Origin of the sequence: Streptococcus sp. KHUD_010 (genome assembly GCF_040207525.1) — a bacterium.
GTDB classification, from domain to species: domain Bacteria; phylum Bacillota; class Bacilli; order Lactobacillales; family Streptococcaceae; genus Streptococcus; species Streptococcus hominis.
In genome coordinates this window covers 507319-522846 of record NZ_CP157941.1, presented here as the reverse complement: position 1 = coordinate 522846, position 15528 = coordinate 507319, and the positions used below count along the sequence as shown (strand labels likewise).

Here is a 15528-nt window from a genome sequence, read left to right as displayed (position 1 = left end):
GCAATTTGATTTTCTGTTAGTTAGAATGTCAAAATTGTTCGTTTTTTATATTTTTACTATTAAGTTATAGTATTTTACAAAGAATCTCTGGTTGACCTCTTTATAGAGAATGCGTCTCAACCTCTTTCTTTGTCTTCTGCATAATTACGCTTCAAGCTAAATACATCCGGCACAGGATCATCTCCTCCTTCTGCCCAAGGATGACAACGCAAAATACGTGCTGTTCCCATTAAGACACCTTTAGCACCGTGCTTTTCAATCGCTTGAATCATATAATTTGAGCAAGTCGGCTGATAGCGACAAGAAGGTGGAAAGGCTGGCGAGATAAACTTTTGATAAAAACGCACTGGTGCGATAAGGATTTTTTTCATCATTTTTTCTTCGTCACAGCTAGGTTATGTAACTGGCTGACCTCTTTTTTATTGAGACGGCGAGCTTCACCTGGACGAAGTCCCGTTAAATTCAAATGACCGAATTGCGTACGAGAAAGTTTATCTACTTGCAAACCAACCGCTTCAAACATCTTTTTCACTTGATGATTTCGTCCTTCATGAATGGTCAACTGGACAACCGAACGATTCTTAACCGGGTCTACTTTCAGAATTTCATAAACTGCTGGTTTGGTTTTTTTGCCGTCAACTTCCACACCTCTTGTCAAGGGACGGAGAACTTCTTTATCAGCCACCCCCTTGACACGAGCTACATAGACCTTATCAATTTCATTTCTAGGATGAATCATCTCATCTGTAAAATCGCCATCATTTGTCAAAATCAAAGCACCCGACGTATCCCAATCAAGTCGACCAACTGGATAGATTCTCTCTGTGACATTTGGCAACAAATCAACTACTGTTGGACGACCTTTGTCATCTGTCACGCTAGAAATGACACCGCGAGGCTTGTTTAAGAGATAATACACTTTTTCTTCATTGTAAATCGGCTGACCACTGACCTCAACACGATCACCTGACTTAATCGTCGTTGCCAACTCACGAACAACTTGTCCATTCACAGTGACAAGCCCTTGTTTTATCAACTCTTCTGCCTTTCTACGACTCGCAATCCCTGCGTGAGCAATATATTTATTGATTCTCATCCTCTATCCTTTCGGTAAATAGCTGACTTTCTTCTGCTATTAACTCTGTTTCTTCTACTATTGGCAATTCTTCTAAGCTATTGATTCCCATATAATCCAAAAAATAATCCGTTGTCACATAAAGATTTGGGCGCCCTAGCACTTCTTTTTTCCCATTTTCACGAATCAAGTCAAATATCTGCAACTTTGAAATCGCACCACTAGAATTGACTCCACGAATCTCATCCACTTCCACTCTCGTAATGGGCTGCTTATAAGCAATAATGGATAAGGTTTCCAAGGCAGCCCTTGATAAACTTTGATTGATTGGTGCTTTTGAATATTCCCGCAACAATTCAGCAAACTCTTGCTTGGTAACAATTTTATAAGTATTCGACGTCTCTAACAAGGCAAGACTCGAATCTTCATCTTTTTGATACTTTTCTGCCAATTTCTCCAAGCTCTGTGTCACACCTGTCGGAGGTATAGAGAGGAGCTCTGCTATTTGACGGACCCGCAAGCCGTCTTCGCCCGCTACAAAGAGCAGGGCTTCAATCTCTGCTAACTTACTCATTTCTTTTTCCCATTAGATAAATATTCCCAAAATTTTCTTCTTGTATTACTTGGATTTCTTGGACTTTTACTAGTTCCAATGTCGCTAAAAATAAGGTAATCACTTCATTCATATCTTTTGTCTCTGAAAAAATGGCTTGCAGAGTAATTTTTTCTTGAGAATAACAGCGCTCACGTATCACATCCATCATGTCTTCGATTTTATATTCATCTTTAACAATCGTTGTATGACTTTGAGCAAATTCTTCTCTTTTTTGCGTCATCAATTTAGAAAAAGCCAAAAACAAATCAATCGTTGTCTTATCATGGAGCAATGTTGCATCTTCATACACCAATTCAATTTTAGGTTTAGAATAATAAAGAGCTCGTTCTTCATGTTGCTCCGCCATTTTCTCACCTAACAATTTGAATTTCCGATATTCCTCAATTTGAGAAAGCAAATCTTGCTCCAAATCTTCTTCAGCTTCTAAGCTATCAGCTACTTTTGGCAAGAGTTTTCGGCTTTTAATCAACATGAGCTGACTTGCCATAACCATGTATTCTCCCGTCACTTCTAACTTCATTGCTTGAAGAGTCGCCACATAAGCCAAATATTGCTCAATGACCTCCGTAATCGGCACATCATAGATATCCATTTGATATCTTGACACCAAATGAAGCAATAAGTCCAATGGGCCTTCAAAATCTTTAATTTTTATGTCCATTATCTATATTTTTCCAACGTCATCATTGTTTTCAAACCTAAATTGCGCGCAATTTCATACAATTCAACACCTTGCTCTCGCTGACGTAAAATATATTGCTCTCGCAAACTCTGAGCTGATAAAGTAGCTTGATTTTTTTCAATCAAAAAAGCTTCTAATTGACGAAAGCCCCATTGGCGCGAATAGCTTTTCCCATTCTTTTCTAACAAATAAGTTCCTTCCAGAGTTGTTTCCAATTCTCCAATCAACTGGTCTGGAATGGGCACAATGCGCTTTTGACCTGCTTTCTCAATGCGAATAATCTGAAAATCCAGATTGACATCTGCTACTTTCAACTGCAAAATTTCGCTTGGTAAAAGCCCCATTTCTAAAATGAGAAGCGCAATCAAGCGACCGTTGTATTGATTTGTATCTGCATAAAAATCAGACAAATCCAAAATTTCCACATCGTGTCCTTTCGGAATACCAACTTTTGGCAACTCCAAACGATAAAAGTCTGAAATCAACCGTTGCTTGTATAAATAATGCAAAAATTGATTGATAGCAGATAATTTTCGTTTCTGAACAGAAGGTTTGAAATCAGCGATAGAAGCTTGGTAAATCCGCAGATTTGTCTCTGTAATTTTTGCATGGGTCACATCTACGAACTGCTCCAAATCATAAAAATAAGCTGTTTTTGAATTCTCAGATAAATTTTTTCCTTCTAAAAAGGTTGTTATTTCTTCTTTCATTTTGGATGAATCTCGTATTCATTCGCAAAACTATGCAAAAGAGCATTAACTGCTTTTAGGATAGATTTGCGTGTAATAATTCCTTGAAATGTATTGTCCTGATCAACAACTGGCAAGAAGGACTCGTCTACTAACTTATGCAGCACTTCTGTCAGTGTAAAATCTGGACCGACTGTCAGGTCATCTTTTTTCACCATATGAACAATATCCGTTGTCATAAACTCCTCATCAGGGATTTCGTGCTGCATTTGATAAGACAAGATATCTGTTATCGAAATGGTGCCAACAAACTTCTTTTGATCTGTCACCACGGGTACTCGTGAGTAGGTCATCTGACTCAACAACAAAATAGCATGATCAGCATTGTGAGTATCAATCAAAACAGCTAAGTTTTCTGCCGGTGTTAAAAAAGTATCTTCTTGCTGTAAGAGAAAATCTTCAAATTCCTTAGCAATCATCGAGCAAACTCCTTTGATAGACGAGAATACAGTTCGTGGCTACGCGTGTAATAGTCTACTTTAAACATATCATCTGTAATTTCTACTTTAGCATACAGTCGCTCATTGATGACACCGCGCGGTTGACTGATAGAGCCGGGATTTAAAAAGAGTGTTTTTCCTTCCATCCACGCATCTGGAATATGTAAATGCCCATACAAACAAATATCTGCGTTTACCTCTTGTGCCCAGAGGTCCAATTTTTGAAAACCAAAATTAATCTGTTGAAGGTGACCATGAGTTTGTGCGATAATCGTTCCGTTTAAGTCTGTCACTAAACGGTCTGGATACCCACCATAGAAATCCATGTTCCCAGCCACAACGTAAATTCCTTGCCACACTTCATCATCACTAGGCAACTCAGAATCACCGTTATGAAAAATAGCATCTACTTTCCCAAGATAACGATGTTTTATCTCTTCCACAATAGCACGATCGCCATGAGAATCACTCATTACGATGATTGTTTGTTTTTCCATGCTGGAAATACCTCCACTAATTTTTGAACTGCTTGAGCTCGATGTGATTGAGCGTTTTTTTCTTCCATTGTTAATTCAGCAGATGTTTTACCTGTTTCGCCTACTAAAAATAAAGGATCATAGCCAAATCCATTTTCGCCTTTCGGCTCAAAATTGATATAGCCCGGCCAATCAGCCTCTACGACCAGACTTTCTTTGTCAGGACTTGCCACTACCAGAGTGGTATGAAACTGTGCTGAGCGGTCTTTCAAGTCGAAAACCATTGCCAATTCATGCAGCAATTTTGCATTGTTCTCTAAGTCTGTTGCATCATTTCCAGCAAAGCGAGCAGACCAAACTCCAGGCAGACCACCTAGTGCATCCACTTTTAAGCCTGAGTCATCCGCCAATACCATTTTGCCAGTCAGCTTAGAAATGGTCTCTGCTTTCAAACGAGCATTTTCTTCAAAAGTCATTCCTGTCTCTGCTACCTCTGGCAAATCAGGGTAGTCATTCAGGTTTTCAATTTTGTAGCCTAATTTTTCAAATATTTTACGAAATTCAGCAGTTTTTCCTTCATTGCGAGTAGCGACTAAGATTGTATCTCCGACTGTCAAACCTGGCAAATCTTTCTGAGAAAAGAAATCATTCAGCTGAACCCCATTTTTAGGCAAATGCACTAAAACTAACTGTCCCTTTTCCGTAATCAGAATAGCACCTTTATGAAATTGTGCTTGAAATTGGGAGTCTTGGTTCTCGTTAATCATTTGCAGGACAAATTGAACAAACGACATCATGGAGTTATATTGAATCACTGCAACAGAAAAAGACTGCTCTTCAACTACTAATTGACGGAGCTCTTCTTCCATGCGACTGAGTTCTTCCGAATCAACATCCTTAAAATGGAAAGTTCCGCCACGAGAAGACCATTCTCCAACATACCAATCTTGGGTATCTTTATACTCATAAATTTTGCTACTCATAAGGTCACATGCTCCACATTTATTTCTTTGTTTAACCACGTTTCTGCAATTTCAGCAAAACTTTTTGCATTTGCTGTGGTAAAAAAGCGGTGTTGAGGAAGTTCTCCTTCTCTGCTGTGATTGATTTCAAAATAATTGAGCAAAACAGAAATGTCCCGCACACACTCTGCTCCACTATCAATCAATTTCACAGTTGGTCCCATTACATTTTGAATGATTGGTTTTAGCAAGGGATAATGCGTACAGCCTAGCACTAAAGTATCTACCTTGCCTTTTAACGGCATCAAGCTCTCATAGACCACTTTTTTCGTAATGCTAGACGACAGCTCGTTAGACTCTACCAGTGGTACAAACTTGGGACAAGAAAGACTTGTCACCTCCACTTCTGGTAAGAGACGCTCAATTTTTTGCCGATAAATATCTGATTGAATCGTCATTGGCGTTCCAATAATGCCAATCGTCCCATGTTGAGAAGCTTTAATTGCTGCGCTAGCTCCCGGTAAAATCACTCCCAAAACTGGAATATCCAATTTTTCTTTGATTTCTTCCCAAACCACAGCAGTAGCTGTATTGCAGGCAAGAACAATCATTTTGACATTTTTAGTTAAGAGAAATTGCACTAATTGCCATGTATACTCGCGAATCTGATCTGCTGGTCTTGGTCCATAAGGCGCACGCGCAGAATCACCAATATAAATCACTTCCTCATGTGGAAGCTGCCGCATCAGCTCGCGAACAACTGTCAAACCGCCCACGCCTGAGTCTAAAAAACCAATTGGTCGATTATCCATAAGTTCTTCTTTCTAAAGAAGGGACTGGGTGCAAGTCCCAAATCCCCATTCATTTATCTCTTTAAAAATCAAATTTTATACTGTTTTAACAGCTTATTTTTTCTTTTTAGCATTTTCAAGTGCTGCTTTTTGTTGATTTTTAATTTGACGATACACTTGTTGTACCTTTGCTTCATTTGGTTTTTGTCCATTTGCAGATAGCATTGTACGAACCGCATCAATATTCAAACGTGGATTGTCTGCAAATTCTTTTTCAATTTGTTTGCGGACAAGGTACATTCCAGCGAGCATACCACCAAAGAAAGCCAGAATAATCAACAAAATAGCTAATAGTAAATTCATAAATATGTAATCCTCTTTTCCCTTTTTACATCTTCTTATTATATCAAAAATTGTCTATTTTTCAAAATCAAAGCCATACAAAGTTGCGAAGTAATCCTCCGGTATTTCAGCACGCCGAATCATTCGCACACTGCCGTCTTCTTCCAGTAAAATCTCAGCTGAACGAAGTTTGGCATTATACTGATAGCCCATTGAAAAACCGTGCGCTCCTGTATCGTGAATCGCTAAGGTATCTCCAATATTGGTAATCGGCAGTTTGCGCTGAATGGCAAATTTATCATTGTTTTCGCAAAGACTGCCGACCACATCCACTATTTCTGTCGGTCCATCTGGATGATCCATATTTGTAATATGGTGATAAGCGCCATACATAGCCGGGCGCAGCAGGTTCACTGCTGAAGCATCTACACCAATGTAAGTACGGTAAGTCTTCTTTTTATGCAATACTTTCGTCACCAATAATCCATGAGGGGCCAGCATAAAACGTCCCAGTTCCGTAAAAATTTTAACCTTTCCTAAACCTGCAGGTGTTAAAATTTCCTCATAAACTCGGCGAACTCCTTGCCCAATCGCTAAAATGTCATTTGCTTTTTCTTCTGGACGATAAGGAACGCCTACTCCGCCTGAAAGATTGATAAAATCCAAGTCCACATTGGTCTCAGTTACGACCTCAATGGCTAATTCAAATAGCTGACGGGCTAATTCAGGATAATAATGATTCGTAACAGTGTTAGAAGCCAATAAGGCATGAATCCCAAATTTTTTAACGCCCAACTTTTTTAAATCTTTAAAAGCCTGAATAAGCTGCTCTTTGGTCATCCCGAATTTGGCTTCTTCTGGAGAATCCATAATATCTGTTCCCAATTCAAACACACCGCCTGGATTATAGCGACAAGAAATAACTTCTGGAATGCTCGCCACTTCCTGTAAAAATGCAACATCTTCATAAGCATCAAGATTGATAGTAGCTCCCAATTCACGCGCAAATTGCATTTCTTTTGCAGGCGTGTCATGGGACGAAAACATCATGTCATTTCCTGAAAAGCCTACTTTTTGGCTCATCAAAAGTTCTACATAGCTGGCGCAATCTACTCCACAGCCTTCATCTTTCAAGATTTTCAAAATAGCCGGATTCGGAGTTGCCTTTACTGCAAAATACTCTTTAAATCCTTGATTCCAAGAAAAGGCTTCCTGAAGCGCGCGAGCTGTCTCACGAATTCCTTTCTCATCATATAAATGAAAGGGAGTTGGAAATTGAGCTGTGATTTCAGCTAACTTTTCGCGATTAAGAAATGGTTCTTTCATAGCAAGTCTCATACTTTCTTTTCATTTGCTTTATTATATCATAAAAAAAGAAGCTGAAACCAGTCCAACTTCTAATTCTTACTTTTAATTATCTCTTCCAAAAATACGAAGAATGCTGAGGAACAGATTGATAAAATCAAGGTAAAGGCTTAAGGCGAGTGAAACTGCCCAACCAGCCGCTACATTTCCGTCTGATTGCTCATAGACATAGCGGATTCTTTGATTATCCCAAGCAATCAATCCAGAGAAGATAATCACACTAATAATGCTAATGATGAAATCTAGTCCAGAACTTCTAAGGAAAATATTCACCAAACTAGCGATGATAACTCCAATCAGACCTGCAATAAAGGCTCTACCCAAGCCAGAAAGATCTTTTTTGGTAAATTTCCCAATCAATGCCATAGCAAAAAACATCGCTGAAGAAGTAACGAAGGCTGCTAAAACCGTTGCTTGTGTGTAAAGAGCCAATACTAAACTAATCGTAAAGCCATTTAAAGCCGAATAAACTAGAAAAGTCGGCAATGCAGCTGGATTGTTTTTGGCAGACATCCCTGAAGCTACCCAGACAAGAACCAACTCAGCAAAAATAGCTAAGTAAAAAATCCAACTATTCGCCATTATTACTGAATAAATCACATCTTGAAATATTGTTAACATTAAAGCCGAGACAAGGGCAGAAATGCCAATCCCCATACCGACTAATGAATAAACTTTAGCGTAAAAACTATTGATACCACTATTTTCTTGAATAACTGTATTGTTCATAAGCTCTCTCCTTTATTATGATATGTTACGATTTTAACATTTTTCGATGAAAAAGTCTTCTTTTAGCAATTCTTTTCCGAACTGGCGCCATGGCTTCCTTGATTGCCCAGTATTTATCCACCATAGTGACAATATAGCCTTCTTTATACCGTGGCGGCGCCAATGTTGCTCCCCACATGTGTTTGAGAATGATGTCTTCTTCTACTTTATTTAAATTGGTTACTTTCCGTGCATTTCGTACTGCTAAGCGAGGGTGTACCCAAGCATGGCTTTTATTAAATTTCGTTTCCCGCCAATCATAATAAAACATATCGTGCAGAAGTCCACCACGTGCGGTACTTTTTGCATCCCAACCTAATTTTTTCGCAATTTTATAACTCGTATAACTAACATGAATCGAATGCTCCAAGCGATTGGAATAAATATGGTGTGTTATGGTTTTTAATTTCTGGACGCGTGATTGAGCAATCAATTGTCCAACATGCTCCATATACTCTTTATCTTCTTTATAAAGCATAGAACCACCTCCATGTGCTTCTAATTATAAATACATTTCTAAATTTTAACTTAAAGAAAAGATGAGAATGCCTGCTGCCACGGCGACATTTAAACTCTCAGCTCGTCCTTTCATCGAAATATGAATGAGGTTATCAGCTGCTTCTGCCATTTCATGACTAATACCCTGTCCTTCATTTCCCAACACAAGAGCAAAATCCGACAGTGGTGCTAACTCTCGATAATCCATCGAATCTTTTGAAAGCGTCGTTGCTAATATCGGTAATTGTACTTGCTTGGTAAGATTAAGAAAATCTGATGTTCTCACTCTATAAATAGGTAAATGGAAATGACTGCCTTGCATGGAACGCAGAGTTTTCAAATTATAAATATCTGCCGAATGCTGCGAAATAAATACCCCGTCATAGCCAGCCGCATCAGCTGTTCGGATAATCGTGCCCACATTCCCCGGATCCTGCACATCTTCTAAAAAGAGATATTTTCCTTTGAGAACTGCAGGAATCGGCGCTTCCTCAAAAGCAATCTCTGCCACGATGCCTTGTGGTGTTTTAGAATCAGCCAAATCAGTCAAAATTTCTGAGGTTACCACATGAACTTGAGAAAAATCTTTCACTTTATCAAAAAAATTTTCTAAAACAAAGATATGTCGAATCTCAACTTGTGCATTTACTGCTTCTTCAAATAAATGCCAGCCCTCAATTAAGTATGAGTCTTTCCGATACTTTTTTTGAAGTAATTTCTTGGTATTTTTTACCACATTATTAGCTTTTGAGGTTATAATATTCATAGAACTATTATATCACAAAAAGGAGGTTCACATGCAAAAAGTCAGAATGATTGCACAAGGTCGCGTGCAAGGAGTTGGCTTTCGTTGGGGTGTTTACACACTTGCCACAGAAATCGGTGGCATCACTGGACGTGTCTGGAATAATGAAGACGGAACTGTAGAGATCTTAGCACAAGCGGAGAATTCTGCCCTCATGGCAAAATTTATCCAAGAAATCCGCAAAGGACCAACGCCATTTTCAAAAGTCAGCTATTTAGATGTCACAATGGCTAATTTTGATTCCTATTCAGATTTTAAAATTGCAAATTAAGTCCTAAGAACTATTGTATATTTAGGAAAAAAACAGTAGAATAGAAAGGTATTATTTTTTAGAAAAGGGAAACAAACACGTGAAAAAATTAAATCGTATTTTATTCTCAGGGTTAGGGCTGTCTATGCTTCTGCTACTCTCAGGATGTGTGCAAGTCAAAGATGGCAAGCCTGCTGGATTTGTCTGGGATATTATCGGAAGACCAATGAGCCTTGCCATTCAGTATTTTGCTAATAATATGGGACTTGGTTTTGGTATGGCCATTATCATCGTCACCTTGATTGTGCGCCTGATTATCCTTCCGCTTGGACTTTATCAATCTTGGAAATCAACTTACCAATCAGAAAAGATGAATTACTTGAAGCCTATTTTTGAGCCGATCCAAGAACGCATGAAGAATGCTGAAACACAAGAAGAAAAACTGGCTGCTCAGCAAGCACTCATGGCTGCTCAAAAAGAAAATGGTGTCAATATGCTCGGAGGTATCGGATGCCTTCCTCTCCTGATTCAATTACCATTTTTCTCTGCCCTTTATTTCTCTGCTCAATACACTGAAGGAGTGGCTAAGAGTGTATTCCTAGGAATTCCACTCGGAAAAGCCAGCATTCTCCTTACTGTTATCGTCGGAGTTTTGTATTTTATTCAATCTGCTTTGACTCTTGTCGGTGTTGACGAAGTTCAAAAAGAGCAAATGAAGAAAATGATGTACATGAGCCCACTCATGATTGTCATCTTCTCTTTCACAGCTCCTGCAGGTGTAACACTTTACTGGGTAGTCGGTGGTTTCATCATGATTATCCAACAATTGATTATCAATCATTACATCCGTCCTCAGCTCAGAAAACGCGTAGCTGAAGAATACAAAAATAATCCACCTAAAGCCATTAAAAATTCTGGTCGTAAAAAAGATGTGACACCTCAAGCACAGGCCGTTATTGGAAATAGAAAACAAAATAAAAAGAAAAATCGTAACGCTGGAAAACAACGTTCAAGATAAACAAAAAGGCTGGAAAGATAATTTCCAGCTTAAACTGATGAAGAGTCTGTTTCAGGGACTTTTCTTCAGTTTTTCTTTTTATAATAATAATGAATACTCCATTTAGAGTTCCGTTGCTATTTTTAAACATTGAGCAAGCTTGATTACTTGAAAAAGTAGTTTGTCTCTATATTGAAAGAAATAAATTAGAGGTATTGGAGTCTCATTTTATTAATTCAATAGAATAAATTTGTAAGGTTATCGTAAATAGGTCGAACTTGCTAAATATTTTTTCACTCTTAGCTAAATTACCTATACTCTCAATTATCGATATCATATCTCTTTGTCTATTTATTATTGCAAGATAATGAAATTAAATAATCTTGTAGCATTATCATCTATAAAGCAACCGGACAAATCCAAAAGCTAGCCTTACACATATTTGAGTTAGTCATCTTTGAATATATATTATGTTTTTATTACTCACAACATTATTCTATTCAATGATTTCGGCAAATTCTTCAACAGACTTTCTCACATGTGGATAACCCGCCTGTAAGGCCTTTCCCACTGGCAGCATCAAAATTGGTTCCCAATCATTTGGTACTTTGAGATAGATTTTGATTGCCTCAAAATCAACCCCCCGCATAGGTACGCTATCATATCCAAAAGCTCGCACCACCTGCATGAGATTCATAGCAAATAGACCAACATCCAATCGCAATCCCTCAATCTCCTTGTCTTCAGGGTGAAGAGCAAAATACTGACGAATCCTATTAGTGCGTTCAACAGCATTATCCTCTGTAATGACTCCTTCTTTCAAATGAAAAGCCTGCCATCGCTCTAAATTATAGGACTCTTTATCCCCAAACAGAAGAAATACCGCTGAAGCTGTCTCAACTTGTGGCTGATATGCTGACAGTCTCTTTAACTCTCTTTGCTTTTCTTTGTTTTTTACAACTACAACTCGCCAAGGCTGGAAATTATTGCTGGATGGAGCATAGCTAGCATGCTTTAGCATTTCCTTAATAAGATCGTTTGATAAAATGGTATTAGGATCAAACTGCCGAACGGATGCACGCTCATCTAAAAAGTGTAAATAATCATTCATGATAAGTCTCCTTGTTTTTTTAAGATAGCTTTATTATAATAAAATTAGCAAGAGAAAAATAGTAGGCACTTTTTTGTGACCTACTTAAAAGGAGAAAGACTGTGCAAACAAAACCAAATTGGAACTGCGGTTTAACTAGCGTCATGGATGCTCTTTCAGGAAAATGGAAACTCCAGATCTTTTGGAGCATTTCGAAGCACGAACCGATACGTTTTAACCAATTACAACGTGAAGTAGAAGGCATCACAAAAACTATGCTAATTCGCTCTTTAGACGACCTAATACAGCACAAGCTTATCGCTAGAGAAGACTTTAAAACATGGCCGCTCCACACCCAGTATTCTCTGACTAATAAAGGACAAGATTTGCTAATATTACTACTACAAATCAACGATTGGGGCAAAGAAAATTTATAAAATGATTCAAATAATTACATGTAGGAATATTTCGTGTTCCGATAAAACAGTAAACTTCAAACATCAACTTGAACGACAGAATATTCTCATTTCAAAATAAAATTACCAAAATTCACGGACAAAATCATTTTCTAAGCGTTCACTATAAAACAATTCTGACAATGACTTGTCATCAAAAATACGTAGCAAATTTTTTAAATCATAAGCCAATTCGAGAGTATCCAACTCTTCACGCGCCACCCACCTAACTTCACCTTCTTCTGATGAGCGGAGATGTCCTGAAAATTCATTTGTGCGATAAAGAAAGACCAGATAACGAATGCCTTCTGCCGTGTACCAATGTTTCATACCAACCAGTCTAGGATGATGGATTGTTAGTCCCGTTTCTTCATAAATTTCACGCACAACTGCTTGGTGGAGGCTCTCCTTTTCTTCTATATGTCCACCAGGTAAAGCTGCTCCTGACCAAGAATACATCTTGGGGTCACGAATCTGCATGACAATGCGATTCTGATCGTCTTCAATCAGACACATATTAGTTAAAATTACTTGAGATTTACGGGACATATTTTTCTCCTCTAAACTTTGTATCAAATAGATAAGAATTTGGGACAGGTTTCATAGTTGCTATCGCAGCCATCAACCTATCCCAATCCTTTATTTTTTAAGCTGTTTTTTCGACTTTTAGAATTTTTACATCATAACTGCCCACAGGTGTTTCAACTGTAGCAGTATCGCCTGTTTTCTTGCCAATTAGAGCTTGTCCAATAGGACTTTCATTAGAAACCTTTCCAGCAAAAGCATCTGCTCCTGCTGCACCCACAATCATATAGACTTCTTCATCCGTTTCACCAACTTCTTGAATCGTAACGGTCTTACCGATAGCAACTTCATCTTGTGCCACTGCATCGCTATTTACAATTTCAGCGTAACGAATCTTAGTTTCCAGACTTGAGATTTGTCCTTCAACAAAAGCCTGCTCATCTTTGGCTGCTTCATACTCACTATTTTCTGATAAGTCTCCATAAGAGCGAGCAATTTTAATACGTTCTACCACTTCTGGACGACGAACTAATTTAAGTTCTTCTAATTCTTTTTCAAGTTTTTCCTTTTCTTCAAGGGTCATGGGATAAGTTTTTTCTGCCATTATTTTTTCTTCTTTCTATTTTTAAAATAAAGAGGGAGTGGGACAGAACTCATCTTGAAAATTTTAGTTCCTAGTCTCACCCCCGCAGGGTTGCTCAACAGTCTGGAAGACTGTTGAGCAATCAGTAACTGCGTCGTTGGTTTATTATAACTATATACTTTATACTTTATACTTTGAAGCTGGAGACTTTCGTCCCAGCTTCTTTTTAATATTCGCTTGCTTGCAAGATGCATTCTTCATCTAGTCTAAAATACACTTATAGCAATCTTTTTAGACTTATACATCATTGCTCAGAGGTGAAACAAAATCGAGTTCTAGGAGTTACGATTTTGTTCCGCTTTTTTAATTCGAACTACTTGATTGTGTCAATTTACTATTAACATGTTCTTGAACATTTTTTTCATGTTCTTCATAGGTATTTGCGAAATAAACATTTCCTGTTTCTGTATTGGCTACGAAGTAAAGATAATCCGTTTTGGCTGGATTGACAGTCGCTTCAATAGCAGAAAGACTAGGATTATCTACAGGACCAGGCATTAAACCGGTATTTTTATAGACATTGTAAGGCGAATCAATATTAGTATCAATCGCAGCGTCTTCTGCTAAGGTTGTCTTTTGACCAAGCTTCCCTTGAGCATACAAAATTGCAATATTACTTTGCAACGGCATGTTTTGATTTAAACGATTGTAAAAGACACTTGCAATGTTCTTTCGATCTTGATCTCTTGAGCCCTCTTTTTCAACCAAGGACGCAATTGTTAAAACATCGTGAACAGTCAAATTCTTTGAGGCTAAAACATCATAATATTGCGACATAGTTTTATCCATTGCTGCTAACATTTGGTCAATGAGCGTTTCAGCAGTTATGCTGTCGGTCACATTGTAAGTAGCAGGGAAAAGATAGCCTTCTAAGCGATACTTCACACCGCTCTCTTTTTTAGCTAAATTGCCTAATAAGTTTGGATATTTTGTAGCTTCCTGAGTGATAAAATTATCATCTTGCACTTTCTTTAAGAACGTATCCGAAGACAATTTACTTTTCTTCAACTTCGCAATCGTTTTTGCAATTTGGTCAATCGTATATCCTTCTGGAATGGTTAATTTTTCCATTGAGGGATCCTGCGGAGTGTCCGTTCCACCTTGCTGTAGCTTTTTAGCAATCGTATCCAAACTCATGCTCTTTTGCAGATTGTAATAACCCGATTGAAAATCTGCATAGTTATTAAACTTAGCATAATAGCTAAAAATCTGAGCATTTTTGATCAAACCAGCTTTTTCCAAGACCGTTCCAATTGCTTTGGTGCTCGATCCAGTCGGAATCTTAACCGTCACATACTTTGTATTTTTCGCATCAACTGGTTGTAAAGCTGACGTAACGTAACGATATGCAAAGAAACCAGTTAAACCAATCCCTAAAAGCAGCAAAATTAAGACCGTTTTGACGATTTTTCCGGCGATTTTGTTTTGACGCTTCTTCGTGTTAATCGTTTGAGCAGTCCGATTTGAACGAGAAAGTTTCTTTATGTCTTGCTCCGTTCCGTAAACTGCAGGTTGAACCAATTCTTCCGGAGCTTTACTTTCTTCAACCGCTTGATTGGTTGGATAAGAAACAGGAACTTTCGTTGTATGAGTATTAAATTCTTTCTCTTCCCTAGCTGCCGCTTCGGCTTCTATTTGTTCAACGGTTGGAAGGGGACTTTCTAAAGGAGCTGGCTCTGGTTCGCCACTTTCTTCTTTTTGAACTTTTGGTATATCCGTTTCAGAAGCAGTTGTTTTCTCCTCTTCCTGTGCAGAAGGAAGCACAGATTGACCCAAACCTAACTTTTCCTGCAAGTCATTAGATTCTTCTACAGGTTTTGGTTGTTCAGTTCCCTTTGCTTTTGCCAAGTCGCGCAGAATCTGCTCTTTAAAACTCAGCCCTTCTTTTTCTTGTGAATCTTCAGCCAAATAGTTGACCTCCTTGTTCAATATCCCTACTATTATATCTTAAAAGGTAAAGAAAAGCAATAAGAGAATGCCTTTCTTTCAAGCATTCTAC

21 protein-coding genes are annotated in these 15528 nt (G+C 38.2%); 3 read left to right on the top strand and 18 right to left on the bottom strand.

The genetic code is table 11. From position 1 onward, the window contains the following. Window positions 1-116: 116 nt before the first annotated feature. The 14 genes from yidD to ABKA15_RS02530 form a co-directional block, all read right to left on the bottom strand. Window positions 117-371 carry a membrane protein insertion efficiency factor YidD gene (gene yidD / locus ABKA15_RS02595; protein WP_049513985.1) on the bottom strand — a complete coding sequence of 85 codons (255 nt, stop codon included), beginning with the start codon at window positions 369-371 and terminating at the stop codon, window positions 117-119. Beyond that, window positions 371-1096 (bottom strand): pseudouridine synthase, encoded by a 726-nt coding sequence (locus ABKA15_RS02590; RefSeq protein ID WP_049513984.1) that lies wholly within the window; start codon window positions 1094-1096, stop codon window positions 371-373. Before ABKA15_RS02590 ends, yidD begins: the two co-directional genes overlap by 1 nt. Continuing rightward, entirely contained in the window at window positions 1083-1649 is a 567-nt protein-coding gene (scpB, locus tag ABKA15_RS02585; RefSeq protein ID WP_049513982.1) for an SMC-Scp complex subunit ScpB, read from the bottom strand. The genes ABKA15_RS02590 and scpB overlap by 14 nt, the downstream gene beginning before the upstream one ends. Then, entirely contained in the window at window positions 1642-2352 is a 711-nt protein-coding gene (locus ABKA15_RS02580) for a segregation/condensation protein A (RefSeq protein WP_049513980.1), read from the bottom strand. Before ABKA15_RS02580 ends, scpB begins: the two co-directional genes overlap by 8 nt. Beyond that, window positions 2352-3083 carry a site-specific tyrosine recombinase XerD gene (xerD, locus tag ABKA15_RS02575; protein WP_049513979.1) on the bottom strand — a complete coding sequence of 244 codons (732 nt, stop codon included), beginning with the start codon at window positions 3081-3083 and terminating at the stop codon, window positions 2352-2354. Before xerD ends, ABKA15_RS02580 begins: the two co-directional genes overlap by 1 nt. Continuing rightward, on the bottom strand, window positions 3080-3541 hold the full coding sequence (gene cbpB, locus ABKA15_RS02570) for a cyclic-di-AMP-binding protein CbpB (RefSeq protein WP_350015374.1): 462 nt from the start codon (window positions 3539-3541) through the stop codon (window positions 3080-3082). The genes xerD and cbpB overlap by 4 nt, the downstream gene beginning before the upstream one ends. Further along, window positions 3538-4059: a metallophosphoesterase gene (locus tag ABKA15_RS02565; protein WP_049513975.1), complete on the bottom strand. Its 522-nt coding sequence runs from the start codon at window positions 4057-4059 to the stop codon at window positions 3538-3540. Before ABKA15_RS02565 ends, cbpB begins: the two co-directional genes overlap by 4 nt. Then, a complete protein-coding gene (locus tag ABKA15_RS02560) occupies window positions 4035-5021 on the bottom strand; it encodes a nucleoside-triphosphate diphosphatase (protein WP_049513973.1) in 987 nt (328 codons plus the stop codon). Before ABKA15_RS02560 ends, ABKA15_RS02565 begins: the two co-directional genes overlap by 25 nt. Further along, window positions 5018-5812: a glutamate racemase gene (gene racE, locus ABKA15_RS02555; RefSeq protein WP_003038626.1), complete on the bottom strand. Its 795-nt coding sequence runs from the start codon at window positions 5810-5812 to the stop codon at window positions 5018-5020. The genes ABKA15_RS02560 and racE overlap by 4 nt, the downstream gene beginning before the upstream one ends. Before the next feature lie 93 nt (window positions 5813-5905). Beyond that, window positions 5906-6154, bottom strand: coding sequence for a YneF family protein (locus ABKA15_RS02550; RefSeq protein ID WP_003023631.1), 249 nt, complete (start codon window positions 6152-6154; stop codon window positions 5906-5908). Window positions 6155-6208: 54 nt separating this feature from the next. Next, a complete protein-coding gene (locus ABKA15_RS02545) occupies window positions 6209-7459 on the bottom strand; it encodes a diaminopimelate decarboxylase (protein ID WP_049513992.1) in 1251 nt (416 codons plus the stop codon). Between the two features lie 84 nt (window positions 7460-7543). Continuing rightward, window positions 7544-8227 (bottom strand): Bax inhibitor-1/YccA family protein, encoded by a 684-nt coding sequence (locus tag ABKA15_RS02540; RefSeq protein WP_049513971.1) that lies wholly within the window; start codon window positions 8225-8227, stop codon window positions 7544-7546. A gap of 25 nt (window positions 8228-8252) precedes the next feature. Beyond that, on the bottom strand, window positions 8253-8744 hold the full coding sequence (locus ABKA15_RS02535; RefSeq protein WP_049513969.1) for an HD domain-containing protein: 492 nt from the start codon (window positions 8742-8744) through the stop codon (window positions 8253-8255). A 45-nt stretch (window positions 8745-8789) separates the two neighbouring features. Further along, entirely contained in the window at window positions 8790-9530 is a 741-nt protein-coding gene (locus ABKA15_RS02530; RefSeq protein WP_049513967.1) for an RNA methyltransferase, read from the bottom strand. 31 nt (window positions 9531-9561) lie between these two features. On the opposite strand from ABKA15_RS02530, the gene ABKA15_RS02525 reads away from it, so the two are divergent. Continuing rightward, complete coding sequence (locus ABKA15_RS02525; RefSeq protein ID WP_003029956.1) at window positions 9562-9840, top strand: acylphosphatase; 279 nt, start codon at window positions 9562-9564, stop codon at window positions 9838-9840. Window positions 9841-9919: 79 nt separating this feature from the next. Continuing rightward, window positions 9920-10837 (top strand): membrane protein insertase YidC, encoded by a 918-nt coding sequence (gene yidC, locus ABKA15_RS02520; protein WP_049513966.1) that lies wholly within the window; start codon window positions 9920-9922, stop codon window positions 10835-10837. 475 nt (window positions 10838-11312) lie between these two features. On the opposite strand, the gene ABKA15_RS02515 is transcribed toward yidC, so the two are convergent. Further along, window positions 11313-11927, bottom strand: a complete 615-nt coding sequence (locus ABKA15_RS02515; RefSeq protein ID WP_049513964.1) for a nitroreductase family protein — start codon at window positions 11925-11927, stop codon at window positions 11313-11315. Between the two features lie 101 nt (window positions 11928-12028). On the opposite strand from ABKA15_RS02515, the gene ABKA15_RS02510 reads away from it, so the two are divergent. Next, on the top strand, window positions 12029-12343 hold the full coding sequence (locus ABKA15_RS02510; RefSeq protein ID WP_049513962.1) for a helix-turn-helix domain-containing protein: 315 nt from the start codon (window positions 12029-12031) through the stop codon (window positions 12341-12343). Window positions 12344-12445: 102 nt separating this feature from the next. Here ABKA15_RS02510 and ABKA15_RS02505 read toward each other — a convergent pair whose 3' ends face one another. The 3 genes from ABKA15_RS02505 to mltG form a co-directional block, all read right to left on the bottom strand. Further along, window positions 12446-12910 carry an NUDIX domain-containing protein gene (locus ABKA15_RS02505; RefSeq protein ID WP_003031591.1) on the bottom strand — a complete coding sequence of 155 codons (465 nt, stop codon included), beginning with the start codon at window positions 12908-12910 and terminating at the stop codon, window positions 12446-12448. 97 nt (window positions 12911-13007) lie between these two features. Beyond that, complete coding sequence (gene greA / locus ABKA15_RS02500; protein ID WP_003029952.1) at window positions 13008-13490, bottom strand: transcription elongation factor GreA; 483 nt, start codon at window positions 13488-13490, stop codon at window positions 13008-13010. 342 nt (window positions 13491-13832) lie between these two features. Beyond that, entirely contained in the window at window positions 13833-15437 is a 1605-nt protein-coding gene (gene mltG, locus ABKA15_RS02495; protein ID WP_350015373.1) for an endolytic transglycosylase MltG, read from the bottom strand. Window positions 15438-15528 lie beyond the last annotated feature (91 nt).

What these genes read in the sequence shown, in the direction of transcription:
- yidD (WP_049513985.1), bottom strand. Translation starts at nt 371, where the DNA reads ATGAAAAAAATCCTTATCGCACCAGTGCGTTTTTATCAAAAGTTTATC.
- ABKA15_RS02590 (WP_049513984.1), bottom strand. Translation starts at nt 1,096, where the DNA reads ATGAGAATCAATAAATATATTGCTCACGCAGGGATTGCGAGTCGTAGA.
- scpB (WP_049513982.1), bottom strand. Translation starts at nt 1,649, where the DNA reads ATGAGTAAGTTAGCAGAGATTGAAGCCCTGCTCTTTGTAGCGGGCGAA.
- ABKA15_RS02580 (WP_049513980.1), bottom strand. Translation starts at nt 2,352, where the DNA reads ATGGACATAAAAATTAAAGATTTTGAAGGCCCATTGGACTTATTGCTT.
- xerD (WP_049513979.1), bottom strand. Translation starts at nt 3,083, where the DNA reads ATGAAAGAAGAAATAACAACCTTTTTAGAAGGAAAAAATTTATCTGAG.
- cbpB (WP_350015374.1), bottom strand. Translation starts at nt 3,541, where the DNA reads ATGATTGCTAAGGAATTTGAAGATTTTCTCTTACAGCAAGAAGATACT.
- ABKA15_RS02565 (WP_049513975.1), bottom strand. Translation starts at nt 4,059, where the DNA reads ATGGAAAAACAAACAATCATCGTAATGAGTGATTCTCATGGCGATCGT.
- ABKA15_RS02560 (WP_049513973.1), bottom strand. Translation starts at nt 5,021, where the DNA reads ATGAGTAGCAAAATTTATGAGTATAAAGATACCCAAGATTGGTATGTT.
- racE (WP_003038626.1), bottom strand. Translation starts at nt 5,812, where the DNA reads ATGGATAATCGACCAATTGGTTTTTTAGACTCAGGCGTGGGCGGTTTG.
- ABKA15_RS02550 (WP_003023631.1), bottom strand. Translation starts at nt 6,154, where the DNA reads ATGAATTTACTATTAGCTATTTTGTTGATTATTCTGGCTTTCTTTGGT.
- ABKA15_RS02545 (WP_049513992.1), bottom strand. Translation starts at nt 7,459, where the DNA reads ATGAAAGAACCATTTCTTAATCGCGAAAAGTTAGCTGAAATCACAGCT.
- ABKA15_RS02540 (WP_049513971.1), bottom strand. Translation starts at nt 8,227, where the DNA reads ATGAACAATACAGTTATTCAAGAAAATAGTGGTATCAATAGTTTTTAC.
- ABKA15_RS02535 (WP_049513969.1), bottom strand. Translation starts at nt 8,744, where the DNA reads ATGCTTTATAAAGAAGATAAAGAGTATATGGAGCATGTTGGACAATTG.
- ABKA15_RS02530 (WP_049513967.1), bottom strand. Translation starts at nt 9,530, where the DNA reads ATGAATATTATAACCTCAAAAGCTAATAATGTGGTAAAAAATACCAAG.
- ABKA15_RS02525 (WP_003029956.1), top strand. Translation starts at nt 9,562, where the DNA reads ATGCAAAAAGTCAGAATGATTGCACAAGGTCGCGTGCAAGGAGTTGGC.
- ABKA15_RS02515 (WP_049513964.1), bottom strand. Translation starts at nt 11,927, where the DNA reads ATGAATGATTATTTACACTTTTTAGATGAGCGTGCATCCGTTCGGCAG.
- ABKA15_RS02505 (WP_003031591.1), bottom strand. Translation starts at nt 12,910, where the DNA reads ATGTCCCGTAAATCTCAAGTAATTTTAACTAATATGTGTCTGATTGAA.
- greA (WP_003029952.1), bottom strand. Translation starts at nt 13,490, where the DNA reads ATGGCAGAAAAAACTTATCCCATGACCCTTGAAGAAAAGGAAAAACTT.